General features: G+C 63.4%; 25 protein-coding genes. 12 read left to right on the plus strand and 13 right to left on the minus strand.

Going from position 1 to position 23877, the window contains the following annotated elements; translation table 11 throughout:
• Nucleotide 1: 1 nt before the first annotated feature.
• The 5 genes from BLW56_RS13030 to BLW56_RS13050 form a co-directional block, all read right to left on the minus strand.
• Entirely contained in the window at nucleotides 2-436 is a 435-nt protein-coding gene (locus BLW56_RS13030; protein WP_093511122.1) for an MAPEG family protein, read from the minus strand.
• 11 nt (nucleotides 437-447) lie between these two features.
• Nucleotides 448-879, minus strand: a complete 432-nt coding sequence (locus BLW56_RS13035) for an MAPEG family protein (protein WP_093511123.1) — start codon at nucleotides 877-879, stop codon at nucleotides 448-450.
• Nucleotides 880-945: 66 nt separating this feature from the next.
• A complete protein-coding gene (locus BLW56_RS13040; RefSeq protein ID WP_256203457.1) occupies nucleotides 946-2091 on the minus strand; it encodes a CaiB/BaiF CoA transferase family protein in 1146 nt (381 codons plus the stop codon).
• Nucleotides 2092-2159: 68 nt separating this feature from the next.
• Nucleotides 2160-3473 carry an MFS transporter gene (locus BLW56_RS13045; RefSeq protein ID WP_093511125.1) on the minus strand — a complete coding sequence of 438 codons (1314 nt, stop codon included), beginning with the start codon at nucleotides 3471-3473 and terminating at the stop codon, nucleotides 2160-2162.
• Nucleotides 3474-3572: 99 nt separating this feature from the next.
• Nucleotides 3573-4766, minus strand: a complete 1194-nt coding sequence (locus BLW56_RS13050; protein ID WP_093511126.1) for a type III PLP-dependent enzyme — start codon at nucleotides 4764-4766, stop codon at nucleotides 3573-3575.
• A 242-nt stretch (nucleotides 4767-5008) separates the two neighbouring features.
• On the opposite strand from BLW56_RS13050, the gene BLW56_RS13055 reads away from it, so the two are divergent.
• Entirely contained in the window at nucleotides 5009-6667 is a 1659-nt protein-coding gene (locus BLW56_RS13055) for an FAD-dependent oxidoreductase (RefSeq protein WP_093511127.1), read from the plus strand.
• A gap of 55 nt (nucleotides 6668-6722) precedes the next feature.
• The gene (locus BLW56_RS13060; protein WP_143043461.1) at nucleotides 6723-7463 is read left to right on the plus strand and encodes a hypothetical protein; all 741 of its coding nucleotides are present in this window, start codon (nucleotides 6723-6725) and stop codon (nucleotides 7461-7463) included.
• Nucleotides 7464-7488: 25 nt separating this feature from the next.
• Here BLW56_RS13060 and BLW56_RS13065 read toward each other — a convergent pair whose 3' ends face one another.
• The 5 genes from BLW56_RS13065 to BLW56_RS13085 form a co-directional block, all read right to left on the minus strand.
• Nucleotides 7489-7884, minus strand: a complete 396-nt coding sequence (locus tag BLW56_RS13065) for a hypothetical protein (protein WP_093511129.1) — start codon at nucleotides 7882-7884, stop codon at nucleotides 7489-7491.
• A gap of 8 nt (nucleotides 7885-7892) precedes the next feature.
• Nucleotides 7893-9065 carry a carboxynorspermidine decarboxylase gene (locus tag BLW56_RS13070; RefSeq protein WP_093511130.1) on the minus strand — a complete coding sequence of 391 codons (1173 nt, stop codon included), beginning with the start codon at nucleotides 9063-9065 and terminating at the stop codon, nucleotides 7893-7895.
• Nucleotides 9066-9082: 17 nt separating this feature from the next.
• On the minus strand, nucleotides 9083-9433 hold the full coding sequence (locus BLW56_RS13075) for a DMT family protein (RefSeq protein WP_093511131.1): 351 nt from the start codon (nucleotides 9431-9433) through the stop codon (nucleotides 9083-9085).
• Nucleotides 9430-10518 carry an alpha/beta fold hydrolase gene (locus tag BLW56_RS13080; protein WP_093511132.1) on the minus strand — a complete coding sequence of 363 codons (1089 nt, stop codon included), beginning with the start codon at nucleotides 10516-10518 and terminating at the stop codon, nucleotides 9430-9432. The genes BLW56_RS13075 and BLW56_RS13080 overlap by 4 nt, the downstream gene beginning before the upstream one ends.
• A gap of 98 nt (nucleotides 10519-10616) precedes the next feature.
• Complete coding sequence (locus tag BLW56_RS13085; RefSeq protein ID WP_093511133.1) at nucleotides 10617-11825, minus strand: saccharopine dehydrogenase family protein; 1209 nt, start codon at nucleotides 11823-11825, stop codon at nucleotides 10617-10619.
• Between the two features lie 64 nt (nucleotides 11826-11889).
• On the opposite strand from BLW56_RS13085, the gene BLW56_RS13090 reads away from it, so the two are divergent.
• The 5 genes from BLW56_RS13090 (at nucleotide 11890) to BLW56_RS13110 (ending at nucleotide 16028) form a co-directional block, all read left to right on the plus strand.
• Nucleotides 11890-12879 carry a threonine ammonia-lyase gene (locus BLW56_RS13090; protein ID WP_093511134.1) on the plus strand — a complete coding sequence of 330 codons (990 nt, stop codon included), beginning with the start codon at nucleotides 11890-11892 and terminating at the stop codon, nucleotides 12877-12879.
• A gap of 53 nt (nucleotides 12880-12932) precedes the next feature.
• The gene (locus BLW56_RS13095; protein WP_093511591.1) at nucleotides 12933-13382 is read left to right on the plus strand and encodes a hypothetical protein; all 450 of its coding nucleotides are present in this window, start codon (nucleotides 12933-12935) and stop codon (nucleotides 13380-13382) included.
• Between the two features lie 124 nt (nucleotides 13383-13506).
• Nucleotides 13507-14724, plus strand: a complete 1218-nt coding sequence (locus BLW56_RS13100; RefSeq protein ID WP_093511135.1) for a DUF3419 family protein — start codon at nucleotides 13507-13509, stop codon at nucleotides 14722-14724.
• 33 nt (nucleotides 14725-14757) lie between these two features.
• Entirely contained in the window at nucleotides 14758-15438 is a 681-nt protein-coding gene (locus tag BLW56_RS13105; RefSeq protein ID WP_218140523.1) for a class I SAM-dependent methyltransferase, read from the plus strand.
• Complete coding sequence (locus BLW56_RS13110) at nucleotides 15435-16028, plus strand: GNAT family N-acetyltransferase (protein WP_093511137.1); 594 nt, start codon at nucleotides 15435-15437, stop codon at nucleotides 16026-16028. The genes BLW56_RS13105 and BLW56_RS13110 overlap by 4 nt, the downstream gene beginning before the upstream one ends.
• Here BLW56_RS13110 and BLW56_RS13115 read toward each other — a convergent pair.
• Nucleotides 16025-16714: a nitroreductase family protein gene (locus BLW56_RS13115; RefSeq protein ID WP_093511138.1), complete on the minus strand. Its 690-nt coding sequence runs from the start codon at nucleotides 16712-16714 to the stop codon at nucleotides 16025-16027. The two genes, BLW56_RS13110 and BLW56_RS13115, sit on opposite strands and share 4 nt — an antisense overlap.
• Entirely contained in the window at nucleotides 16711-17925 is a 1215-nt protein-coding gene (gene hemA, locus BLW56_RS13120) for a 5-aminolevulinate synthase (protein ID WP_093511139.1), read from the minus strand. Before hemA ends, BLW56_RS13115 begins: the two co-directional genes overlap by 4 nt.
• 236 nt (nucleotides 17926-18161) lie before the next feature.
• On the opposite strand from hemA, the gene BLW56_RS13125 reads away from it, so the two are divergent.
• Complete coding sequence (locus tag BLW56_RS13125) at nucleotides 18162-18680, plus strand: hypothetical protein (protein ID WP_143043462.1); 519 nt, start codon at nucleotides 18162-18164, stop codon at nucleotides 18678-18680.
• A 1-nt stretch (nucleotide 18681) separates the two neighbouring features.
• Here the strand turns inward: BLW56_RS13125 and murI are convergent, their stop codons facing one another.
• Entirely contained in the window at nucleotides 18682-19488 is an 807-nt protein-coding gene (gene murI / locus BLW56_RS13130) for a glutamate racemase (RefSeq protein ID WP_093511141.1), read from the minus strand.
• A gap of 137 nt (nucleotides 19489-19625) precedes the next feature.
• Here murI and plsY point away from each other — a divergent pair, with 137 nt between their 5' ends.
• From plsY to BLW56_RS13150, 4 genes are all read left to right on the plus strand, one after another.
• The gene (plsY, locus tag BLW56_RS13135; RefSeq protein WP_093511142.1) at nucleotides 19626-20228 is read left to right on the plus strand and encodes a glycerol-3-phosphate 1-O-acyltransferase PlsY; all 603 of its coding nucleotides are present in this window, start codon (nucleotides 19626-19628) and stop codon (nucleotides 20226-20228) included.
• Nucleotides 20225-21313 carry a DNA-processing protein DprA gene (dprA, locus tag BLW56_RS13140; RefSeq protein ID WP_093511143.1) on the plus strand — a complete coding sequence of 363 codons (1089 nt, stop codon included), beginning with the start codon at nucleotides 20225-20227 and terminating at the stop codon, nucleotides 21311-21313. The genes plsY and dprA overlap by 4 nt, the downstream gene beginning before the upstream one ends.
• Nucleotides 21314-21427: 114 nt before the next feature.
• Nucleotides 21428-23044 carry a vWA domain-containing protein gene (locus BLW56_RS13145; protein WP_256203458.1) on the plus strand — a complete coding sequence of 539 codons (1617 nt, stop codon included), beginning with the start codon at nucleotides 21428-21430 and terminating at the stop codon, nucleotides 23042-23044.
• Nucleotides 23045-23266: 222 nt separating this feature from the next.
• The gene (locus BLW56_RS13150; RefSeq protein ID WP_143043463.1) at nucleotides 23267-23815 is read left to right on the plus strand and encodes a hypothetical protein; all 549 of its coding nucleotides are present in this window, start codon (nucleotides 23267-23269) and stop codon (nucleotides 23813-23815) included.
• Nucleotides 23816-23877: the final 62 nt, after the last annotated feature.

A 23877-nucleotide genomic window follows, 5' to 3' on the forward strand; every position in this document is an offset into this window, starting at 1 on the left:
CTCAGTGCAGCACGAAGCCCATGAAGGCGTGGATGCAGAGCGCGAGCAGCGCGAGGCTCGCCAGCGCGAAAATGACGAAGCGCCACATCACGCGGTTCACCGTCGCCTGGATGAGGCTGTGCAGGATGCGCAGGGCGACATAGGCCCAGGCTAGCTGGCTATTGAGCCCGCCGCCCATGCCGCCGACCGCCAGTGCCAGCGCGACGGCGTAAAACACCGTAGGCTGTTCCATCAGATGGTTATAGTTATGCGCCTTCCACTGCACTTCGGGCGGCAGCACCTCGTCGAGCCCGCGGCCCGTCGTTCCGACGAGATTCTTCGCGTCGATCTTGGCGCGCTGCATCGCCGGGATGCGCGTTGCGTACATCCATAGCCACATGATCATCGACCAGAGCGCCAGCGTTGCGACCGGCCCCAATATCGCGTTCGTATCCATTGTTTTTCCCCTCAACCCAAAGTGGCGATCACGGCGAGCAGCGACAGCGCGAACAGGCACAATGTCGCGACCGAAAAAATCACGAAACGGACAGGTACCCGGTTCACCGTCGACTGCCACAGGCTGTGAACGATGCGCAGCACGACATAGGCCCAGGCCAGCCCGCGCGTCAGGTCGGTGCTGCCGCCCGACAGGTGCAGGAAGATGATCACCGCATAGAAGATCGTCGGCTGTTCGCAGAGATGCGTGTAATTGTGCGACTTCCAGTTGGTGAGCGGTGGCAGCACCCCTTCCAGATCGACGCCGCGTCCGCCCGGCGGTGCGGCCTTCAGGTCGATACCGACCTTTGAAAAGGCCCGGAATCGCGTCACGCCGGCCCAGACCAGTACGATCAGCGTCCACAGGACAAGCACCGCACCGGGTGCAAGAAGACTTTCGGACATGTGGCTCCCCCCTGTCTGTTTTGCGGCGATGCTAAGCCGCGATGCCGACAATGCAACCGGCGAAGTTCAGCGCGCCAGCTCGTCGCGGATGGCCGCGCCGTCGCCATCGACGCGCGGTGCGAAACCCAGGTCGCGGCGCGGCATCGCGCCATATTTTACCGGGGGCTGCATTTCGTGGAAGGCGCCGACATCGGGGTGCGTGCGGGGGCGGAAGAATTGGGTCGCGACGAAATGCGGATCTTCCTTGATGTCCTGAAGGTCGCGCGCCGCCATCGCCGGGATATCGTTGTCGGCAAAAAGCTCCAGCCATTCGGCGCTGGTCTTGGCGGGCGTCTTGCGGGCGATCTCGCTGTAGATCATCGGCATATGCCGTCCCTCGGCTTTCGCTGCCTCATATTCCGGGGTTTCGAGCAGCTCGGCGCTTCCAAGCAGGCCCATCAACCGCATGGTCGATTCGGCCGTATAGGGGACGATAGCCAGATAGCCGTCGCTGGTCGGGAAGGGCTGGCGTGTCGGGTCGAGCTGGCGCGGATAACCTGCGGGCCCGATCGGCGGGTCGAGCGCGGCATCGCGCAGATGCTCGGTCAGCATGAAGGCAGCGAAGCATTCGAACATCGGCACCTCGACCTCTTGTCCCTCGCCGGTGCGCAGCTTGTGGACCAGTGCGGCAAGGATCGCCTGCGCCCCGAACTGACCGGCGATCTTGTCGGCGATCAGCGACGGGAAATAACGCGGGCTCGGGTTGCCGTCGACGCGCGGGAGCAGGCTTGTCGTGCCGGTCGCTGCCTGGATGACGTCGTCATAGGCCTGAAGATCCGCATAGGGACCGTCCTGCCCGAAACCGGTGCCGTGGACATAGATGATGTCGGGCTTCAGCGCCTTGCAGCCGTCATAGTCGAAACCGAGCCGCGCGATCGCCTTGCCCCGGACATTGTGGAAAAACACGTCGGCGGTCGCGATCAGGTCGCGCAGCGTCGCGGCATCTTCCGGCTTTTTGAGGTCGAGTGCGATCGATCTTTTGCCGCGGTTCACGGTCAGGTGGATCGAGCCCATCGTCGGATCGGGCACGCCGCTGCCGAGATAGCGCGAGATATCGCCAAGCCCCGGCGTTTCGACCTTGATCACCTCCGCGCCAAGGTCGGCGAGCATCTGCGTCGCATAGGGGCCGAAGATGACCGTTGTCAGGTCGATGATGCGAATGCCGGACAGCAAGATTGTGCCACTCCCTTTTGTCGTTTCGGGGAGGATAGAATGATTTCGAAGTGAAACGGAAGAGGCGTTTATGCGGTCGCTGTCGAATCCGCGCCCGCGGCATAGGCGGCGGAGATCTGGCGATAGGCGCGCGAGCGGAAGGCGATGATCGTCAGGACGACGCCGAGCAGCCCGGTGATCGTGAAGACCAGCGCGATGCCGCGCTCGGGGCCGCGGCCGAACCAGTCGCCGATTGCGGCGGCGCCCGCGCCGTCGGTCATGAAGGGAACGAAGACGAACTGCGTCAGCGGGGCGATCAGAAAGGCGGTCAGCGGCGAGGCGGCGAGCTCCACCGACTGTGCGAAACCGAAGACGCGGCCCTGCCGTTCATAGGGGACGACCTTTTGAAGCGCCGTCTGTTCGGCCGCTTCGGCATAGGGGCCGAGGAACAGCCACAGGAAACAGCCGATTGCGAGCAGCGGGATCGACGACTGAATCGTGAAGATCGCGGCGACGATCCATTCGGCGAGGCAGACGAACAGCAGGGTCCGGATCGGATTCGCGCCAAGGCCGGTGCGCGCGATCACCGCGCCGCTGAGGATGAAGGCGGTGGAGGTGACCGCCCATAGCATTCCCCATTCCTCGACCTTCATAAGCGACAGGCCATAGGCGTCCATCAGCGCCATGAACACGCCACCGAGCAGATTGTTGAAACAGGAAAAGAGGATCAGCGCGAAGAGGCCGGGGATGGCGAGGACGACGCGAAAAGTACCGGCAAGGTCGATGCGGTGCGGCTCGGCCTCCTCGGTGGACGCGCGCGCTTCGTCGATGCGAACGAACGACAGGTGAAGCGCGACGAGAAGCGACAACGCGATCGCGATGGCGAGCGTGGCGACCATCCCGCCCCACGCGACGAGGAAGCCGCTGATCGCCGATGTGGTCAGGAACCCGATGCCGCTGACGACGCCGACCAGCCCGTTCGCCTTGTCGCGGCGGTCTTCGGGCACGAGCAGCGTGACGAGCGTCGGCAGCGCGATCATGCGGATATTACCGACGATCATCCCGAACATGCTTGCAAGGATGAACAGCCACAAGGTTGGGCTGGATATCTCCGCGGCGCGGATGGACGGATCGAGCGCATAGCCGCCGAGTGCCAGCGCGTAGAAGGTGCATGAGGCGAGGCTCGATACGATCATCATGACGCGCTTGCCATGATGATCGACGAGACTGCCGAACCAGATGCCGAGCGCCGCCGTCAGCACCAGATAGATACCCGCGATCATCCCCGTCGCGAACACCGACTGGGTTTCGAGGAAGGTCCAGAAGGTCAGCGCGAACCACACCGTGAAATTGGTGACGTTCGCGACCAGATTATTGGCAAGGAGATGATGGAAGGGCTGCATGGGCCGGGCAATCTAGCGTCTCGACCCGGCAACGCCAGCCCATAGAAAAGGGGCCGGCACATCGCGGCGCCGGCCCCCGTTCGAATGGTCAATCGTCAGTCAGAACAGCTTGGTAACCGTCGCGCTGCGGCGTTCCTTTTCGACTTCGCCGGTGTAGAGGCTGGTCATCGGCTCGTCGCTGACGACATGCGTTTCGTCCGCGCCAAATCCGTTGAACTTGGTGCGCATCGCGCAGCCATAGGCACCGAGCATGCCGATTTCGATGAAATCGCCAGCCTTGATGTCCGCCGGCAGGAAGAAAGGGCCGGCCATATGGTCGAGATCGTCGCAGGTCGGGCCATAGAAGCTGAACGGCACCATCTCGGCCTCGCTGTCGGGCTCGCGCTGCAATGAAACGGGGAAGCGCCAGCCGACATGCGCGGCGTCGAACAGCGCGCCATAGGCACCATCGTTGATGTAGAGTTCGTCACCGCGGCGCTTTTCGACGCGCACGATCAGCGAGCTATACTCGGCCGACAGCGCGCGGCCCGGCTCGCACCAGAGTTCGGCCGAATAGCTGATCGGCAGGCTTTCGAAGCTGCGGTGGATCGTCTCGAAATAGGCGTCGAGCGGCGGGGGCTCCATGCCGGGATAAGACGACGGGAAACCGCCACCGACATCGATGATGTCGACCGTGACCGACGCCGCGACGATCGCCGCGCGGACGCGTTCCATCGCCTGTGCATAGGCGTGCGGCGTCATCGCTTGACTGCCGACGTGGAAGCAGATGCCGAGTGCATCGGCTGCCTGACGGGTCGCCATCAGCAGTTCGACGACTTCGTCGGCTTCGGCGCCGAACTTGGCGGCGAGGCTGAGCTTCGAATGATCGGACGAGACGCGCAGACGCACGAGCAGATTCAGATCCTGCGCGCCCTCGGTCGCACGGACGATCTTTTCGAGTTCGTCGAGCGTGTCGAGCGAGAAGGTGCGCACGCCATGCTTCCAATAGGCTTCGGAAATCGCTTCCTCGGCCTTTACCGGATGCATGAAGCAGAGCGTCGCTTCGGGAAGCGTGCGCGCAACGAGCCGGACCTCGGCGATCGAGGCGACGTCATAATGCGTGACACCCGAATCCCACAGCACACGCAGCAGGTCGGGCGACGGATTCGCCTTGACCGCATACATGGTCGTGCCGGGAAATCGCTCGATGAAGAAACGCGCTGCGCGCCGCGCGGCATGCGGGCGGACAAGCGTAACAGGTTCGACCGGCGAAAGTGCCTGAATCAGCCCGTGGGCGCTATGATGCTGGTGCAACTCAAGGGACCCCCAAAAATAACGTTAAACATCCAAGGCTGCCTTGCGGTTATTGGAAGTCCCCCTGGGGCAGCGGAGGGCGATATATGCAGGGGGGTCCCCCCTGTAAAGACCCTATCGCGCAATTTTGTAATAGGGCGGTAACAGTCGCGCCGAAGCGGGGCTGACGCGCGGTAACCGGGGGACAAAGCCGCGCTTTGGCGCTATCGATGACGCCTTCTCCCGCCGAAGGACCGCCGCGCATGAACCCGCCCGCCGACGTTAATCACACCTTTTCCGACGCCGAGATCGAAGAACTGATCGCATTCGGTACCGTCGAATCGCATCGGGCAGGCGACCCGATCCTCGCCGAAGGGACGATGGCGCCCGATTGCATCCTGACATTGTCGGGGCACACGGACATTTTTGCGGCGACTGACGAAGGGGTCAAGCGCGTCGGCTGGATGGAGCGCGGGCAGTTCGCGGGCGATCTGTCTGTGCTGACCGGCGAGCGCCATTCGTCGCGGATCGAAATGGGCGCGGACGGCGAGATATTGCGTATCCGGCATGCCGATTTCCAGCGCCTGATCGCGGGTAACAGCCACTTTTCCGACGTCTTTGTGCGCGTGTTCGCGGCGCGGCGTGAATTCGGGAACAGCCGCGGCTTCGCGGCGATCATCGTGATCGGCGCGGCGATGGACCGCAGCGTCTATGCCTTGCGCGACCTTTTGATGAAGCATGGCGTCGCGCACCGCTGGTTCGACCCTGCCGACGGGCCGGTAGCGGCGCACCTGATCGCCGAGCGCGGGTTGACCGAGGCGCAGTTGCCGTTGGTCATATTGGGCGCGGCCGACGTGCTTGTTCAGCCGACCCCCGAACAACTCGCAGCAGGGCTCGGGCTCGATTTGCTTCCCGACGGCGCGACCGCCGATGTCATCGTCGTCGGCAGTGGCCCGGGCGGACTCGCGGCGGCGGTCTATGCCGCGTCCGAGGGGCTAACGGTGATCGCACTCGACTCGCTCGCGCCCGGCGGACAGGCGGGCACATCGTCGAAAATCGAGAATTATCTGGGCTTTCCTACCGGTATTTCGGGGAACGAACTGGCACGGCGAGCGACGGTGCAGGCACAGAAGTTCGGCGCGCGTCTGGTGTCGCCCGTGCGCGCAACATCGATCAATCGCGACGGCGATGCCTATTGCCTGCATCTCGCCGACGGCCGCAAGCTGCGCAGCCGTGCGGTCGTGGTGGCGAGCGGCGCGGAGTATCAGCGCCTGCCGATCGACGGCATCGAATCCTATGAAGGCCGCGGCATCTATTATGGCGCGACGCCGATGGAAGCGCAGCTTTGCGGTAACGCCGAGGTGACCGTCGTCGGATCGGGCAATTCGGCGGGGCAGGGTGCCATCTATCTCGCGAGCGTCGCGAAGAAGGTCCATGTTATTTTCCGGCGCGGAAGCCTGCGTGAGACGATGTCCGAATATCTGGTCAAACGGCTGGAAGAACATCCGAACATCGAGATCATTCCCGCGACCGATGTCGTCGGTCTTCATGGCGAGGAACATCTCGACGGCCTCACCTATCGTTGCCGCGAGACAGGGGCCGAGGATCATTGCGATTGCCGCTTCCTGTTCCTCTTCCTCGGCGCGAGCCCCAACACGCGCTGGCTGCCGAAGGAGATGGTGTGCGACGAGCGGGGTTTTGTTAAGACCGGCGCCGATATCGCGCCGATGGAACTTGTGAAGGCCGGCTGGTCGCTGGACCGGATGCCAAGTCGCCTCGAAACGAGCTGGCCGCGAATCTATGCCGTCGGCGACGTGCGCAAGGGATCGGTGAAGCGCGTCGCGTCGTCGGTCGGCGAGGGGTCGGTGGTGGTCAGTCACATTCACCAGGCGCTGGCCGAAATCGCTTCGCTCGTCGATTGACGTTGGCGCCGTTCGCGCGATAAGCTGCTGTCTTCGAACCAAAAAGGAAGTTTCGATGAGCTTGTTCGCGTGGGTAATGATGATCGCAGTGCAAGGCGGCGGGGAACCGCTGCCGGCGAAAACCGATATCCCGAGCGATTATTCGACCGTCATTTGTCCGAACGAGACGGCCGCGCGCGAGATGTTGGGCACCTATTATAGCGTGCAGCCTGCTCCGCGGAATCATACGATCGATACAAGCCTGTTCTTCAAGGGATTGGCTGCGACCGGTTGCACGCAAAACAGCCCGGACGCCAAATCGACAATCACGATCCAGCAGGCCTTGCAGCGCCGGACATTGACGCTTGCGCCCGGGCGGGAAACCTATCTCGTCTATCGGGGAGTGAATGCGAGCGGCGCCAAGCTTGTCGGGATCGTCGACGAGACGGGCAACGCCAAACATCCGCGTACCGATTTCGAGCGCTGGCTTGCCGAATTTATACCCGATGGCGTGCTGGACCATGACCCGGCGTCGACGAGCAAACTCTATCTGTGCGCGACCACTGACGGCGCGCGGGCGGCGGTTCGTGCGATTCCGGCCAAAGGCAAGGAGGCTCCGCGCAACGCCGCTTTCGCCAAGGCTCGAACCGCCAATGGCTGCCGCGATGCGGCCGCCGGGCGCTACAAGGTCACGGCACGTTACGAAAACCGCACGATCTCCTGCGGTTTCGAATGCGAAGATGTCTGGAACGCACTGGCCGCAACCGACGCACGTGGCCAACCGGTTGCGCTGATCTTTAACGGTTCGCACTTCTGAGCCGGTCTCCAGCGGAGGCGCTCTTTTAGGTCACATCAATCTCTGCGGACTCTTCCAGTTCTTCGTGCTGAACGGACTGGAGGTTGCGATACATGAGAAACGCGCCCGAGTAGTCGTCGATTGCCCAATGGCCCTCGACCTGCTGCCCATCCCGGCTCAGGACGCCGTCGTAGGTTACCGAATGGCCATAGGCGCCGTCGCCGTCGTAATATTTGTGAAAGCTCACAGCAGTGCCAACCCGTATGCCGCGAATGTCGGCGCGTTCATCACCATCGATCAAATCGGAAGCTTCGGTCGTCGTGCCGGATAGCGAACCCGCATTGTCATTGATCGTGGCGACAAACCCGGTCGCAGGTTCCCAAGGCTCTGGATACCAATATCGACCAGTCCAAAGTCCGGTCATGTCCAGCGGATCGGGCATCGCTCGTCTCAGCTCAGCCGCGTCTTGAAATCCTCGTAACCGAATTCGCGGACCAGGTTCAACTCGTCGGAATCGCTGTCCCACAGCCAGATCGACGGCAGCGGAACCCCGTTGAAGGTGTTCGTCTTGACCATCGAATAATGCGCCTGGTCCAGAAAGGCGAAGCGCTGGCCGATGCGTGCGCCGCCGGGCAGGCGATAATCGCCGATCACGTCGCCTGCGAGGCATGAAGGGCCACCGAGCCGTGTCGGCATGCCTTCATCGCCTTCGTCCAGCATCGCGGGCCGATAGGGTGCTTCGATCACGTCGGGCATGTGGCAGGTCGCCGAAATATCGGTGATGCCGATCGCCATGCCATTGTCGAACAGGTCGAGGACTTCGCCGACGAGGATGCCGGCGTCGAGCGCGATGGCCTCGCCGGGTTCGATCATTACGTCGCAGTCGGTCGATGCGCGCACCTGCTTCAGAAATGCGATCAGGTCTTCGACCTGATAATCGGCGCGCGTGACGTGGTGGCCGCCGCCGAAGTTGATCCATTTGAGCTGGCCGAAGAAGGGGCGCAGCATCGGCTGCACCGCGTTCCAGGTACGCTGGAGCGGCGGAAAATCTTGTTCGCACAGGCTGTGCAGATGGACGCCGTCGACACCCTCCATATGCTCGGGCAGCAGCTGGCTGATCGGGAAGCCGAGGCGGCTGCACGGTGCGGCCGGATCATATTTCGGAACCTCGCCCTCGCTGTGCATCGGGTTGATGCGCAGGCCGATGTCGAAGACCTCGCCCTTTGCGCGCAATTCGTCGAGCAGCGGACGGAAGCGCGCGATCTGGCCGGGCGAGTTGAAGATGAGATGATCGGACAGCGCCGCGATTTCGGGAAGGTCGGCTTCCTTGTAGCCGGCGCAATAGGTTGCGACTTCGCCGCCATATTCGCTGCGCCCGAGCTTGGCTTCATAAAGGCCCGAAGCACATACGCCGTCGAGATAATCGGTGACGGTCGATCCCAGCGACCACATCGAAAAGGCCTTGAGCGCCGCGAGAACGCGCGCGCCCGACGCATCGCCGATGTGTCGGAGCACCGACAAATTGGCGCGCACTTTCGCGGCATCGACAACAAAGGCGGGAGAAGGGACGCGGGTCAGGTCGAAGCGGGCAAAGGCTCCGGGATCGCCGGCACGGGTTTCCATGTCGCTGTAAAATCCTGTCAGACCGCAATCGGTCCCTTGAAAATGAAGAACGCCCCCGCCGCAATCAGACCGAAGCCGACGAGATGGTTCAGGGTCAGCTTCTCACCGAGCCAGAAGACCGCGAACCCGGCGAATATGACCAGCGTGATCACTTCTTGCAAGGTCTTGAGTTCGGCGGCGCTGTAAACGCCATATCCGATGCGGTTTGCGGGAATGACGAGGCAATATTCGAAAAAGGCGATTCCCCATGCGATCAGCACCGCGAGCCAGATCGGCCGCGAGACCGCGCCAAGCTGTCCGTACCAGGCGAAGGTCATGAAGATGTTCGAAACGAACAGCAGGCCGATGGGTGCGAGATAGGCGGTCATCTTGGGTCTTTCGTCAGCGGCAGCACGTCGGAAAGCAGCGCGGCAAAGAAATGCCCCGGCTCCTCGACCATCGGCATATGCGCCGAATGTTCGAGCCAGACGAGTTTCTTCGAAGGTGCATCAACCTGTGCGAACCACTGGGCCGCCACAGGCGAAGGAACAGTATAGTCATGCCGACCGAGCAGGAAGACGAGCGGCACCTTCATCTTTCTCACCTTGGTGAAGCTGACATCGGCAAGGCGCGGCCAGAGCGTCGTGACGGAAAATTCGCTGCCCTTGCCCCACGCCTGTCGGTCGGCTTCGCTATATTCGGGTGAGAGGCGCGGCGTCTGGAAGTAATATTTGAGGTCGGGCTTGTTATAGATCAGCGAGCCATAGGGGATCGCATATTTGCGCCAGCCGTCGGCCTTGGCGATGGTGAAGTCGCCCGACGGATAGGGGGCGAGTGCGTCGATCGCAGCAACGGCTTCGTTGTTGCCCGCAGCCAGCGCCTTGGCACGCGTCCATGCCATGCCGGCCTTTTCGCCTTCGCGAAAGTCGATGCCCTGGCCGACGCCGACATAAGCGTAGAGCAGGTCGGGCCGCGCCACCGCGACCGAGAGCCCGACAATCGAGCCCCAGCTGTGACCCATCAGCACGACCTTACGCTTGCCGTAGCGCTTCCCCAGCAATTCGATCAGCTCGATCGCGTCGTCGCGATAGCGTTCGGGCGTCATCGTTGGCGCAAGCGTTGCAGGATCGTTCAGCGGATAGCTGCGCCCCGCGCCGCGCTGATCGTACTGGACGACGGTGAAGACATCTTCCCACGGGCGCTGGAACGCCCAGGCGAAGGGCATCTCGACCGCGCCGGGGCCGCCATGGACGAAGATCAGGATCGGATTGTTGCGATCAGACCCGCGGACGTTGACCACCTGACGCGCGCCGCCGAGCGTGACCTCGAAGGTTTCCTGCACACCGTTCGGGGTGACGATCTTGCCGATATCGGCGACGATCGCGCGCGCGGGGGCGTAGGCGTCGTCGGTCTGGGCAGCCGCGGGTGCGGCGAAGGCAGCAACCAACGCGAACGCTGCAATTCGCAATTTCATATCAACCACCTCTCGTCATTCCCGCGAACGCGGGAACCCAGTTTCGACGTGGCTACCGGGTTCCCACGTTCGCGGGAATGACGAAAAAGGGAATGGCCTCAGAAATTCAGCGGGCCGTCCAATTCCTTCACCTGCCAGGGCAGGCCATGCTTGTTCAGCATGTCCATGAAGGGATCGGGGTCCATCTGCTCCATGTTGAACACGCCGTCGCCGCTCCACGTGCCCGTGACCATCATCGCGGCGCCGATCATTGCGGGAACGCCGGTGGTGTAACTCACCGCCTGATTACCCGTTTCGGCGAACGCTTCTTCGTGATCGCAGATATTATAGAGATAGAGCGTCTTTTCCTTGCCATCCTTGCCGAGCCCGGTCGCAATGACGCCGATGTTGGTCTTGCCCTTGGTCGTTTCGCCGAGGCTCGACGGTTCGGGGAGCACGGCCTTCAGGAACTGCAGCGGAACGATCTCGCGGCCTTCGTAGATCACCGGGTCGATGCGCGTCATGCCGACGTTCTGGAGCACGGTGAGGTGGGTGATATAGGCCTCGCCGAAGGTCATCCAGAAACGGATGCGCTTGATTTCGGGCAGGTGCGTCTTCAGGCTTTCGATCTCCTCATGGTACATGAGGTACATCGTCTTTTCGCCGACCGCTTCGAAGTCGAACTTCTGTTTCACCGACATCGGTGGGGTTTCGACCCAGTCGCCATTTTCCCAGTGGCGCGCGACCGCGGTGACTTCGCGGATGTTGATCTCGGGATTGAAGTTGGTCGCGAAATGCTGGCCGTGGTCGCCGCCATTGCAGTCGAGAATGTCGAGCGTGTCGATGCGGTCGAAATGATGCTTCTTGAGCCAAGTGGTGAAGACGCTAGTGACGCCGGGGTCGAAGCCCGATCCGAGCAGCGCCATCAGGCCAGCGTCCTTGAAGCGGTCCTGATAGGCCCACTGCCAGTGATATTCGAACTTCGCCTCGTCGCGCGGTTCGTAGTTGGCGGTGTCGAGATAATGCGCGCCGGTCGACAGGCACGCCTCCATGATCGTGAGATCCTGATAGGGCAGCGCGAGGTTCACGACATGTGTCGCGCCGATCGAGCGGATCAGCGCGGCGGTTGCGTCGATATGGTCGGCGTCGACTTCGGCGGTCTTGATAGTGACGCCGGTGCGTTCCTTAACCGACTCGGCGATTGCATCGCACTTGAATTTGCGGCGGCTCGCCAGCGTGATGTCGGGAAAAATGTCGGGATTCATCGCCATTTTGTGCACCGCGACCGATCCGACGCCGCCTGCGCCGATCACCAGAACCTTGCTCATCGAAAAATCTCCTGCGCCTATCTATGTGGCTTGTCTTGTATGGCCGGCCCTATAGGACGAAGCCATGACACAGCAAAGCCCCGATCCCTTGCTCGACCCGAAACGCGCGCCGACGCTTGCCGGTGTCGAACGCGCCGCGGCGAAAGTCGCTGCATTGCTGCCGCAAACCCCGCTGCTCCCTCTCGAGGTCGATGGCAGGACCGTCTGGTGTAAGGCCGAATGCCTGCAGCCCGTCGGCGCGTTCAAGATCCGCGGTGCCTGGCATCGGTTGAGCGATCTGACGCCCGAGCAGGCGGCGGCGGGTGTCGTTGGTGTGTCGAGCGGCAATCACGCGCAAGGCGTTGCCTGGGCGGCGAAGCGGCTGGGGATCAAGGCGACGATCGTGATGCCGAGCAATGCGCCGGCGATGAAGCTCGCCGCGACGCGTCAATTGGGCGCGGAAGTCATACTCTATGACCGCGTCACCGAATCGCGCGACGCGGTCGCGGCGAAACTGCTTGAAGAGCGCGGCGGGACGCTCGTCCATGCCTATGGCGACCCGTGGATCATCGAGGGACAGGGCAGCGCCGGAACCGAGGCCAAGGCGCAAATGATCGCGCGCGGAATCGGCAAACCCGACAAGGTCGTCGCCTGCTGCGGTGGCGGCGGTCTGTCGGCCGGTCTCGCGCTGGCGCTGCCCGATGCGGAAGTTATCGCGGTCGAGCCCGAGGGATGGGACGATGTGACGCGCAGCCTTGCTGCCGGAGAAATCCTGTCGGTCGAGGATATGGCCTATCCGACCGAGTGCGACGCGCTGCAGACGCCTGAAACCTGGCCGATCAACTTTGCAGTCCTGCAAGCGCGCGGCGTGAAAGGCGTCGCCGTGACGCGGAGCGAAGTGCGCCACGCGATGCGCACGGTGTTCGAGAAGCTGCACCTTGTTGTCGAGCCCGGCGGCGCGGCGGCGCTGGCGGCGGTGCTCGCGGGCAAGGTCGCGCTGACCGGCGCGACGCTCGTCACGCTGTCGGGCGGAAATGTCGATCCGTTGAAATTTGCGGAAATCATCACCGAATAGGCTGGCGGAAACTTATCCGCCGACATGCGTTTGGACGGGGAAGGAGAAGCATGATGCAGAAGAGTGCAATTTTGGCGAGCGCCGCGGCGCTGGTCCTGCTGGCCGGTTGCGAAAAGGCCGAGGCGCCTGCGCCGGCGCCCACCGACGCAACGACAACCGAGGTTCCGGTCGAAACCGTGCCTGCCGAAGGCGCTGAAGCAACCGATCCCGCGACCGCACCGCACCGCTTCGCAAGCTGGGCCGGCAAATGGACCGGGGTCGAGGGCATGTACGCGACGATCACCACCGCCGAACCGGGCAAGTATAAGCTGGAAATGCAATCGGACCTCGACACCAAGGGCACCTATGATGGCGAGGACAGCGAACATGGCATCAAATTCAAGCGCGGCAACGAGGAACTGAGCCTGCGCCGCGGCAACGGCGACGAAACCGGCCTCAAATATCTAGCGGGCAAAAAGGAATGCCTGATCGTCAAAGAAGGCGAAGGCTACTGCCGCGACTGACCTCGCGATCCGGCGACATATCTATTTGATGGTGTCGCCGGATTGTCATCGAACCGCCACGGAAATCGCATGAAAGCCTGCCATGGCCGGCCCCGGATCAACATCGTCCGGGGAACCCATTCGCATGGCTAGCCTACCCAATCGCAAGATCGCCGCCGCCGTTGTTCGCGAGGATGGCGAGCAGAAGCAACGCCTGCTCGACCGCGCGTTCGCGTTCGCCTTCAAGGGCCTCGTCTATGCGCAGATATGGGAAGACCCGGTCATAGATATGGAGGCGTTGGCGATCGAGCCAGGCAACCGGATCGCGACGATCGCGAGCGGCGGGTGCAATGTTTTTTCCTATCTCACCGCCGATCCATCGGAGATCGTCGCGGTCGACCTCAACACGGCGCATGTCGCGCTGAACAATCTCAAGCGCGTTGCGATTCAGCGGCTTCCCGACCACGCCAGCCTGCACCGCTTCTTCGCCGATGCCGACAGCAGCGGCAATATCGCCGACTATCGCGCCTTCCTCCGTCCCCACCTCGACGAGGTGACCCGCCGCTATTGGGAGGGCCGCGACCTTGTGGGACGCCGCCGGATCAATGGTTTTGCGCACGGGCTCTATAAACGCGGGCTGCTCGGCAATTTCATCGGGCTCGCACACCTCGTCGCGCGCATGCACCGCGTCGATCCTCGCCAGTTTCTCGAAGCCAGGACGGTCGAAGAACAGCGCGCGATCTTCGACGAGAAATTCGCGCCGTTTTTCGACCGCAAATTCATCCGCTGGGTGACGGACCAGCGTTCATCGCTGTTCGGGCTCGGCATCCCGCCCGCGCAATATGACGCGCTTGCCGGTGGCAAACCCATGGCAGAGGTGCTTCGGGGACGACTCGAAAAGCTTGCGTGCGACTTCCCGCTCGATGACAATTATTTCGCCTGGCAGGCCTTCGGGCGCGGTTATGGCAAGGGGCACGCGGCGGCGTTGCCGCCCTATCTTCAGTCCGGCAATTATGAAGCGGTTCGCGCACATGCCGGACGGGTGACGATACTCCATGCGAATATGACCGACATGCTCGCGGCCGCCGACGCTGCAAGTTTCGATCGCTATATCTTCCTCGACGCGCAGGACTGGATGAGCGATGTACAATTGACTGCGTTGTGGAGCGAGGTGACGCGTACCGCACGTCCCGGCGCCCGTGTCCTTTTCCGTACCGCCGCAGAACCGACGCTGCTCCCCGGGCGGCTTCCCGACGACTTGCTGCAGCGGTGGGATTATCGCGCCGCGGAATCGCTCGGATTTACGCGGCGCGACCGTTCAGCCATCTATGGTGGGGTCCATCTCTATATACTGAAAGACTGACCGATGGCGGCGGGGGAGGAGCACGCGGCGCGCATGGACGGCGTCTATCGCGGCCAGCGGCATATCTATGATCTGACGCGCAAATATTATCTGCTGGGGCGCGACCGGCTGATCGACGAACTGACGCCGCCGGTCGGCGGGCATGTGCTGGAAATCGGTTGCGGGACCGGGCGCAATCTGATCGCCGCGGCGCGCTGCTGGCCCGGTGTAAAATTCCATGGCATCGATATTTCGGAAGAGATGCTGAAAACCGCGCGCGCCGCGATCGCTCACGCAGGCCTGACTCGAAGGGTGAGCGTTGCACAGGCCGACGCAACGCGCTTCGATCCCAACACCCTGTTCCATGTCCCCAGTTTCGAGCGTATTTTTCAAAGCTATACCCTGTCGATGATCCCCGACTGGCAGGGCGCGATCGGAGAGGCGATGCGCCACCTCTCGACTCAAGGCTCGCTGCACATCGTCGATTTCGGCCAGCAGGAAAAAATGCCCGGCTGGTTTCGCAGCGCCTTGTTCGCCTGGCTGGCGCGTTTTCATGTCGAACCGCGCGCACTGCTGATCGAAGCGGCACGCGAAACGGCCAACGACGTGGGAGCGCGCCTCGCGGTGACCCGGCTTTATCGCGGCTATGCCTGGGCGCTGCGGCTCGACATGCGTCCGCGCCAGTCTTGCCAAGCTGCGTCAGACCTGCTCCCCTCTTGGGAGGGGGCACGATGAGCGATAAAATCTTGCCGGCGGGATCAGGCGAACTGGCTTCGGTTGAGGAAACGCTGGCTGAGGCATTCCAGACGGATCCGGCTTTATCGTGGATATTGCCCGACCCAGATCATCGCGCTCGCGCATTGCGCAGCCTGTTTCGCGTGCTCGTCCCCGCCGATGCCCGTGCCGGCGTCGTACTGCGTTCGTCGGGCGACGAGGCGGCGGCACTCTGGCGCGTTCCGGGGCGGGCGCATAATGATATGCTGGAATTCCTGCGCACCGTCATCCCGCTCGTCGCCACCTTCGGCGCCGCTTTGCCGCGCGGATTGAAGGTACAGGGCAGTATCGATGCGCATCGCCCCAAGGGACGTTTCTGGTATCTCCATTATGTCGGCGTCCGCCCCGAACATCAGGGTAAGGGCCACGGCGGGCGGATCATCCGCGCGCAGGTGGCGATTGCCGACGCCGAGGGACTTCCTTGCTGGCTGGAAACGGCAACGGCGGAGAATGTGCCGCTCTATCAGCGGCTCGGTTTCATTACGCAGGCGGAATGGTCGGTCCCCAACGGGGGGCCGCATTTCTGGGGGATGATGCGGCCTGTTGCCTAGTCGTCGAAACCGACGAAGCGGACCGCCTCGTCGACGCTCTTGCGGTTCGATACCACCGCATTCGCCGGGAAGTCGGCATCGGGCCAGCCCAGCGCGACGCAGATCATGATAACCTGATCGTCGGGGATATGCGCATGTTCGCGAACCACCGGCGACTGCATGATGCCCTGGCTGTTGATCACGCAGCCCAGCCCGCGCGACCAGGCGGCGTTGACCAGCGCGTTGGTGACGGCGCCGCAATCGAAGGGGGCGATGTCGCTGCCGAGCAATACGCGGTCATAGGTGACGACGATGCTGACCGGCGCGTCGAACTGGCGGAAGCCGCGGAGCACCCAGTCCTGCCGTGCGTCCTTGTCCTCACGCGCGATGCCCATCGCGCCGAAGAGCTGTTTGGCGATTTCGATCTGGCGGGCACGGTGATCGTCGGCGATGCCGTCGAAACGGCGAAACTCGCGGCTGTCGGGTTTGCCCGCAAGAATCCCGTCGGTATTGCCCTGTCGGATCGCGGCGAGCGCATCGCCCGTGACGACCGAGAAATTCCAGCACTGATTGTTGAAAGAGGAGGGCGCGCGCATTGCAACCTCGAGGATCTCGGCGATCAACTCTTTCGGAACGGGCTTGTCGAGGAAGCCGCGGATCGAGCGGCGTCCGACGACGACATCGTCATAGCCGGGCAGGATGCTCACGCCGCCTTGCGCAGTTCGAGTCTGTCCCAGATTTCGACGAGCGCTTCGGTGAGCTCGCGCATCATCGCCTCGTCGTGCGCCGGGCCTGGGGTGAAGCGCAGGCGTTCGGTGCCGCGCGGCACGGTCGGGAAATTGATCGGCTGCACATAGACGCCATATTCGGCGAGGAGAATGTCGCTGATCTTCTTCGCGCGCACCGGATCGCCGACCATCAGCGGGACGATATGCGTCGTCGAGTCCATCACCGGCAGCCCCGCGTCGCGGAAGCTCGCCTTAAGATAGGCGGCGGCCGCCTGCTGCGCGTCGCGCTCGACGCTCGACTCTTTCAGGTGGCGCACGCTCGCGAGCACGCCCGCGACGAGCACCGGCGACAGGCTGGTCGTGAAGATGAAGCCCGGCGCGTAGGAGCGGATCACGTCGATGATATTCTTGTCGGCGGCGATATAGCCGCCCATCACGCCGAACGCCTTGCCAAGCGTGCCTTCGATGATCGTCACGCGGCTCGCCGCCTCGTCGCGGTCAGTGATGCCGCCGCCGCGCGGACCGTACATGCCGACGGCGTGGACTTCGTCGCAGTATGTCAGCGCGTTATATTTTTCGGCGAGGTCGCAGATCGCGTGGATCGGGGCGACGTCGCCGTCCATCGAATAGACGCTCTCGAAGGCGATCAGCTTCGCGGCGTCCGGATCGTCGGCGGCGAGCAGTTCCTCGAGATGCGCGAGGTCGTTGTGACGCCACACGCGCTTTTCGCAGCCCGAATTGCGGATGCCCGCGATCATCGAGGCGTGGTTGAGCTCGTCCGAATAGATGATGCAGTTGGGGAGCAATTTGCCGAGCGTGCCGAGCGTCGCCTCGTTCGAGATATAGCCCGACGTGAACAGCAGTGCGCCGTCCTTGCCGTGCAGGTCGGCAAGTTCATGCTCGAGGTCGAGATGATAATGGGTGTTGCCGCCGATGTTGCGCGTGCCGCCCGAACCGGCGCCGACGTCGTGCAGTGCCTCTTCCATCGCGGCGATGACCTTGGGATGCTGACCCATGGCGAGATAATCGTTCGAGCACCAGACGGTAATCGGCTTCGGGCCGTTGTGGCCGGCGAAGCATCGCGCGTTGGGAAAAGCGCCCTTGTTGCGCAATATGTCGATGAAGACGCGGTAGCGTCCTTCTTCGTGCAGCCGGTCGATCGCTCGTGCGAAAATATCGTTATAGTTCACGTTTCAGCCCCGCAGTCAGGTGCTCATGCAGCTCTGGAGCCGCTCCCTCCGGCGGCTATTAACACGCGGGCCAATAACGCCGAATCCCGCTGAAATCCAGTGCGAACGATTCGCAGCTTTGGGACAAATTGTCCTATGGCCTTTCGGCTCGCCTATTTGCCGCGATCCGACCTGTCGGCGGGTTGACCTTTGCGGGCTCACCTGCGAGCGATATGATATCCAAGGAGAAATATCCGATGCGCCTCGCCATGACCGCCATATTGTCCGTCTTCGCACTTGGTGGAGGCGTAGCGGCTACGAAGCCCGAAACGGGCCCTTTCAACGGGACATGGATGGCTTGCGACAACTGGCAGGGCAGCCGGATCTGCGAATATAAGATGCTTGCGCAGCGCGGCGATCGGGTGTGCGGAGTGCAACGCTATTTTGCGACCAACGCCTATTATGAACAGAGGTTCGTCGGCACGGCGCGGGAAAATATCGTGAATATCGAAAAGATTTGCGGCGATCCGGGTTCGGAAACGGACAGCTATTGCAGCGGACGCGCCCCGTCGAATGCCGCCAAGGTCGGCTGGCAAACCACGGACCGGAAGCTGGGGCTGTGCAACGGGCGATTGTCCGGGGACGTCGCCAATTCGCATTCATGCGCCGGGGTCAGTCGTCGATCGGGGATGCCCAAAGTCAAAAATCCGGGCGCCGAAGGTCCGGAACCCGAAGAGCGCGCCTGGCTTGCGGCCTGCGCGCGCGGCGAGGAATGATCTAGATCGTCTCGATCGCCCCGATGCCATAAGGGGCGAGCGCGGCGAGCGGCGGTGGCGGACGGTCGTCGCTGCGCGTGAAGACCGCGATGCCGGGCGTCGCGATATCCGGCCACTGCTGCCCTTCGGTAAGATAGGCGATACGGCGCGCGATGCCGGCGGCGCCGTCGATCAGCCGGACGCCGGGTCCGGCGGCCGCCTGGAGTTCGTCCCGCAGCAAAGGAAAATGCGTACAGGCAAGGACGATGACATCCATCGCTTCGCCTTCCGGCTGCTCGCGCAGGCCCGCAATCGCGCGCTCGATAATTGTGGGATCGACGGCCTCTCCGCGCAGCTTCGCTTCGGCGCCGGTCACAAGGCCCGGACAGCCATGACGAAGGACCGTCTTGCCCGCCGCGAACTTCGCGCTCAGGTCGTCGACATAGGGCTGGCGGACCGTAGCCTCGGTGCCCAATACCCCGATCACCCCACTTCTCGTCATTTCGGCGGCGGGCTTGATCGCCGGCACCGTACCGACGATCGGCAGGTCTAGCGCGGCGCGCACATGGCCGAGGGCGATCGTCGAGGCAGTGTTGCATGCGATCACTGCAAGGCGCGGCTGGTAGCGCTCGACGAGCCGGCCGAGCAGCGCGGGGACGCGCGCCGCAAGTTCTTCGTCGCTCTTCTTGCCATAGGGCAAACCGGCATAGTCGGCGGCGTAGACGATCGGCGCGGTCGGCAGCAACGCGCGCGTCGGGCCGAGAACGGTGAGGCCGCCGAGGCCGCTGTCGAAAAAAAGAATGGGTGCGTCGGAAGCGGGGGCGTTCATGCGCCTCCGCCTAGCAGCGACCCGGGAGGCACTCAATGGGGGCGGCGAGTTCGTCCGCTTTGGTTGTCAATCTTGCCGAATCCATTGATTGATTCAGGCAACGGCGCCACATTGCCGCAAAGCGAGCGGGGAGCGTCATGACTTTATATTTGCTGATTGCTGCGGGGTATCTGTTGGGGTCGATTCCGTTCGGGGTGATCCTGACCCGCCTGTTCGGCGCCGGCGACCTGCGCCAGATCGGATCGGGCAATATCGGCGCGACCAATGTGTTGCGCACCGGGCGCAAGGGCCTGGCGGCGGCGACATTGGTCCTCGACGGTGCGAAGGGTGCGGTGGCGGTGCTTCTCGCGCGTCATTTCGTTCCCGAACTCGGCGACCATGCCGCGATGATCGCGGGCGCCGCGGCGATGATCGGCCATTGCTATCCGGTGTGGCTGAAATTCCGGGGTGGGAAGGGCGTTGCGACGTTGCTGGGGCTTGCGCTTGCGCTCGCCTGGCCGATTGGTCTGGTGTTCGCGGTCGTATGGCTCGGCACCGTCTTGTTGCTCCGCATTTCATCGCTTGGCGGGATGCTTGGCGCGGTGTCGGCGCCGATCGCCGCGCTGGCGTTCGGCCATCAGGTCTATGCCATCGGGCTCGCCGGCCTCGCGGTGATCGTGCTGTGGCGTCACCGTGAGAATATCGCGCGACTGCGCGCGGGAACCGAACCGCGGATCGGAAAAAAAAAGGACGCCGCGTGACCCACGCCGAACGGCTGGCGCGGCTGCGGCTGATCCGCACGCCGCATGTCGGGCCGGTGAGCTGGCACCAGTTGATGCTCCGCTTCGGTTCGGGCGAGGCGGCGCTCGACGCGCTTCCCGATCTGGTCCTTCGCGGCGGAGCAGGGAAGGTGCGCATCGCACCGCTCGACATCGCGGAGCGGGAGGTCGAGCGTGTGGCTGCGCTCGGCGCACGGCATATTTTCAGCGACGAGGATGATTATTCGCCGATGCTGCGCGAGGTCGAGGGGGCGCCGCCCGTCGTCGTCGTGCGCGGCGATCCGTCCATGCTGCGCCGCCCTTGCGTGGCGATCGTCGGCGCGCGCAACGCATCGGCGGTTGCCTGTCGCTTTGCGCGCCAGCTCGCGGCCGAGCTGGCCGCACGCGACGTCACGGTGGTCAGCGGCCTTGCGCGCGGGGTCGACACCGCGGCGCATATCGGCGCGCTTGGGGGCGCGACGACGGGCGTGATCGCGAGCGGGATCGACATCGCCTTTCCGCCCGAAAACGCCGCGTTGCAGGAAAAGATCGCGAGCGATCAACTGCTCATTGCGGAGCAGCCGCCAGGGACCGAACCGCTCGCGCGGCACTTCCCGTCGCGCAACCGGATCATCGCCGGGATCGCGCACGGCACGGTGGTGATCGAGGCGGCGCCGAAATCCGGCTCGCTGATCACCGCGCGGCGGGCCGGCGATTATGGACGCGAGGTGATGGCAGTCCCCGGCTCTCCGCTCGATCCGCGCGCGCAGGGATGCAATCTGCTGATCCGCGAAGGCGCGACGCTCATCCAGACGGTCGACGACGTGCTGGAAGCGGTCGGCCCGATCGACACGCGGATGGTGCGCGAGCCGGTGCATCGTCATTATGCTGCCCCGCCCGCGCCGGTAGAGGCAGGAGAGGGCGAGCGTAGATCGCTGATCGGCCTGCTCGGTCCGACGCCCGTCGCGGTCGACGAGCTGGTGCGACAATCCGGGCAGGACGCCTCGTCTGTCCAGCTGATGCTGCTCGAGCTTGAACTTGCGGGCCGTATCGAGCGGCATGCGGGAGCGAAGATTTCGCTCGTGTGATCAATCGCATAGTCGACAAAGCACGTTCAATCTAACGCCTTGTCGCGGTTCAGCCACGGTTCAGCGGCCGAACTGCAGGCTGATGATATTGTATCACATAGTGGGGAGTTGTTGATGCGAAGCCGATTTCTGACGAGCGTAACGATGGTTGCCGTGCTGGCTTCGGCGCCCGCACCGATCCCTCTGGCGATGGCGCACTCGATACCGCCAACCGGCGAGGGCTTTTGCCGCAACGCCGCGCCCTTGCCGCAGCTCGATCCCGAGGTCCGTCCGCAGCCGCAGCAGACGAATGGCAGCATCAAGACGCGCGGGAGCGTGAAGGCCGACCGCGAGGAGGAGGTGATGGCGGTCGAGCCCGCGCCTCCGCCGCCCCCTCCGCCACCTCCACCCCCGCCGCCAATGGCTCCGCCGCCGCCATCCTATGCGGGCGATGCCGCCGAGGTCGTGGTGACCGGATCGGCGAGCGCCAGCTCCAGCAAGGCCGTTGCCGAGGCGCTTCCGCCGCCGCCGGCATCCGCTGCGCCGGTTCCCGGTTCATCTTCCGACTATTCGCGCGTCAGCCCCGGCATTGTGCCGCCGCGCCCCTATCCAAGGCCGCAGCCGCAACCCCAATCGGGCATATTGACCGCGGGCGAGCATGACGATCTGCTCAACCCCGAACTTTATGCCTCCTACGTCAATCGCAGTGGTGATCTGGGACAGGAGGTCCGCGACCTTCCGCGCGTCGATACGACGCGTGTCGTGACGGTGAAGGTCAACGACCGCAGCGGCCAGCCGATCCCCTTCGCCGACGTCGTGGTGACGTGCAGCGACGGCAACAGTATCACCATGGCGACACAGGCCGACGGTAGCGCCGTCTTCTTCCCCGGGCTCGACCGGCTGAGCGAGCGGATCACGGTGTCGGCGCGGAAAGCGGGCCGCACCATCGCCGACGCGCGTCCGGTACTGGTCGCCAATTCGGCGGGCGGTCAGCTTGTCGGCCTGACCGCTAATCAGGCCGCCACCAAGGCGACCAAGCTCGACCTGATGCTCGTCGTCGATACGACGGGCAGCATGGGCGACGAGATCAACTATCTTCAGTCCGAACTGCGATCGATCATCGGTGCGATCACCGCAAAACACCGCGACCTCGACATTCGCATCGGCTTCGTCTTCTACCGCGATCTCGGCGACGATTATGTCACGCGAACGGTCGCCTTCGATCGCGATATCGGACGCGTGCAGGGTGCGCTGGCACGGCAAGACGCCAATGGTGGCGGCGACTATCCCGAGGCGATGGATCAGGCGATGATCCGCGCGGTCGGTCAGGACTGGCGCCCCGACGCGGTGAAGTCCCTGTTGCTCGTTGCAGATGCGCCGCCGCACGACGACAAGTTCGGGCGGACCTGGGCCGCCGCCGAAGCGGCGCGCGCCAAGCGCATCCATATCACGCCGGTCGCCGCCTCGGGCGTCGCCGACAAGGCCGAATATGCGATGCGCGCGATGGCGGCCGCAACGCAGTCGCGCTATCTGTTCCTGACCGACGACAGCGGCGTCGGAAATCCGCACGCGCCGCCTGCGATCGATTGCTATCTCGTGACCAAGCTCGATGCGCTCGTCCGGCGGGTGATCGACAGCCAGATCAGCGGTCGCCGCATCGAGCCCGACGATCAGGAAATCATCCGCAGCGTCGGCAAATATGATGCCGGCAAATGCATCCTGCCCGCCGACTTCAAGTGGCAGGACGGCTGACACCGATCGACCGGCCCCGCATCGGAGGCAAGCAAATCCCTCTTGACGGGATTGCGATGCACAGCAACCCTCGCGCGCCTGAAAATGGGGCGCGGGGGAATGAAATTGCAATTCGATGCCAGCTTGGCCGCGCCGGTGGCGCGCGACGCATTTTTACACATCAAAGCGAATTGGCGGACATTCGCGCTTATCTTTCTTGCTTCGACCGCGGCGGGCGTCGGGATGGATCTGAGTTCGGCGCTCGGCGAAGCAGCGATCCTTTATGTTTTCGCTTTCACCTTCTTCAACCTCTTCTTGCAAGCCTGCATCATCATCGCAGTCTTGAAGGGGGCCGGACAAGTCGTCGCCTCGCGCAAATGGCGGATCGCTTCGCTGTTCGGAGTGGGGCTGGTGACCGGGCTCGGGATCGCGTTCGGATTGCTCGTGCTCATCCTTCCCGGCCTCTATTTCGCGGGACGCTGGTTTCTTGCCGCCCCGGCGCTGTTTGCAGAAGACATATCGATGTCCGAAGCGATCCAGGCTAGTTGGGATGCGACAGAGCAGCATTGGCTCGCATGCTCGATCATCGCGGTGACGATCTTCCTGTGTCAGGGCGTGCCGCTCGTCGCCAACATCTATCTCGTCCCGGAAGGCGACATCACGCGTATCGGAACGCTGATCGTGACAAATGCGTTGTCGCAGGCGGCGTGGGTCTTTGGTATCGCCGCTGCGGCCACCATGTATCTGACGATCGGTCGACGCGCGGCGCGCAACGCCGAAATTTTCGGTTGACGCGGCGCCCGTCGGCGCCACCCTCACGCGTACGTACGTAAGGGACAGCTAGGACTAAAGGT

It is taken from the genome of Sphingopyxis sp. YR583, assembly GCF_900108295.1.
Lineage (GTDB): Bacteria > Pseudomonadota > Alphaproteobacteria > Sphingomonadales > Sphingomonadaceae > Sphingopyxis.

What these genes read in the sequence shown, in the direction of transcription:
- BLW56_RS13110 (WP_093511137.1), top strand. Translation starts at nt 15,435, where the DNA reads ATGAGCGATAAAATCTTGCCGGCGGGATCAGGCGAACTGGCTTCGGTT.
- BLW56_RS13090 (WP_093511134.1), top strand. Translation starts at nt 11,890, where the DNA reads ATGACACAGCAAAGCCCCGATCCCTTGCTCGACCCGAAACGCGCGCCG.
- plsY (WP_093511142.1), top strand. Translation starts at nt 19,626, where the DNA reads ATGACTTTATATTTGCTGATTGCTGCGGGGTATCTGTTGGGGTCGATT.
- BLW56_RS13080 (WP_093511132.1), bottom strand. Translation starts at nt 10,518, where the DNA reads ATGAAATTGCGAATTGCAGCGTTCGCGTTGGTTGCTGCCTTCGCCGCA.
- BLW56_RS13065 (WP_093511129.1), bottom strand. Translation starts at nt 7,884, where the DNA reads ATGCCCGATCCGCTGGACATGACCGGACTTTGGACTGGTCGATATTGG.
- BLW56_RS13030 (WP_093511122.1), bottom strand. Translation starts at nt 436, where the DNA reads ATGGATACGAACGCGATATTGGGGCCGGTCGCAACGCTGGCGCTCTGG.
- BLW56_RS13055 (WP_093511127.1), top strand. Translation starts at nt 5,009, where the DNA reads ATGAACCCGCCCGCCGACGTTAATCACACCTTTTCCGACGCCGAGATC.
- BLW56_RS13105 (WP_218140523.1), top strand. Translation starts at nt 14,758, where the DNA reads ATGGACGGCGTCTATCGCGGCCAGCGGCATATCTATGATCTGACGCGC.
- BLW56_RS13075 (WP_093511131.1), bottom strand. Translation starts at nt 9,433, where the DNA reads ATGACCGCCTATCTCGCACCCATCGGCCTGCTGTTCGTTTCGAACATC.
- BLW56_RS13045 (WP_093511125.1), bottom strand. Translation starts at nt 3,473, where the DNA reads ATGCAGCCCTTCCATCATCTCCTTGCCAATAATCTGGTCGCGAACGTC.
- BLW56_RS13035 (WP_093511123.1), bottom strand. Translation starts at nt 879, where the DNA reads ATGTCCGAAAGTCTTCTTGCACCCGGTGCGGTGCTTGTCCTGTGGACG.
- BLW56_RS13145 (WP_256203458.1), top strand. Translation starts at nt 21,428, where the DNA reads ATGCGAAGCCGATTTCTGACGAGCGTAACGATGGTTGCCGTGCTGGCT.
- BLW56_RS13150 (WP_143043463.1), top strand. Translation starts at nt 23,267, where the DNA reads ATGGATCTGAGTTCGGCGCTCGGCGAAGCAGCGATCCTTTATGTTTTC.
- BLW56_RS13085 (WP_093511133.1), bottom strand. Translation starts at nt 11,825, where the DNA reads ATGAGCAAGGTTCTGGTGATCGGCGCAGGCGGCGTCGGATCGGTCGCG.
- BLW56_RS13060 (WP_143043461.1), top strand. Translation starts at nt 6,723, where the DNA reads ATGAGCTTGTTCGCGTGGGTAATGATGATCGCAGTGCAAGGCGGCGGG.
- BLW56_RS13095 (WP_093511591.1), top strand. Translation starts at nt 12,933, where the DNA reads ATGCAGAAGAGTGCAATTTTGGCGAGCGCCGCGGCGCTGGTCCTGCTG.
- BLW56_RS13100 (WP_093511135.1), top strand. Translation starts at nt 13,507, where the DNA reads ATGGCTAGCCTACCCAATCGCAAGATCGCCGCCGCCGTTGTTCGCGAG.
- BLW56_RS13125 (WP_143043462.1), top strand. Translation starts at nt 18,162, where the DNA reads ATGCGCCTCGCCATGACCGCCATATTGTCCGTCTTCGCACTTGGTGGA.
- BLW56_RS13070 (WP_093511130.1), bottom strand. Translation starts at nt 9,065, where the DNA reads ATGGAAACCCGTGCCGGCGATCCCGGAGCCTTTGCCCGCTTCGACCTG.
- murI (WP_093511141.1), bottom strand. Translation starts at nt 19,488, where the DNA reads ATGAACGCCCCCGCTTCCGACGCACCCATTCTTTTTTTCGACAGCGGC.